Source organism: Pseudoalteromonas sp. S1727 (assembly GCF_005886375.1).
Taxonomy (GTDB): domain Bacteria; phylum Pseudomonadota; class Gammaproteobacteria; order Enterobacterales; family Alteromonadaceae; genus Pseudoalteromonas; species Pseudoalteromonas haloplanktis.
On the sequence record NZ_PNDT01000192.1, the window covers coordinates 1 to 271 of the forward strand.

Consider the following 271-nt stretch of genomic DNA (forward strand, 5'->3'; position numbering starts at 1 on the left):
GGCATTACTTAATAAGCCATTGGCCAGTGCCACGGTAAGCGTTGCTGCTTCATCAAGATTAAAGCTAAAGTTTTGCCCAACAGGCGCATCATTGGTGTTAGTCACTGCTAAGGTAAACGGCGCTAAGCTTGCGCTCACTGTGCCATCACTCACACTGATGGTAATCGCTGCATAACTGCCCACATGGCTGTTATCCGGTGTACCCGATAACTCACCAGTGCTGGTATTAAAGCTGGCCCAGCTTGGTTTATTGATAATACTAAAGCTTAAA

General features: G+C 46.5%; 1 protein-coding gene. It reads right to left on the reverse strand.

Annotated features, from left to right (window positions below; all coding sequences use genetic code 11):
* A partial coding sequence (locus CWB85_RS21575) for a putative Ig domain-containing protein (protein ID WP_138555995.1) occupies nucleotides 1-271 on the reverse strand: 271 nt, incomplete at both ends.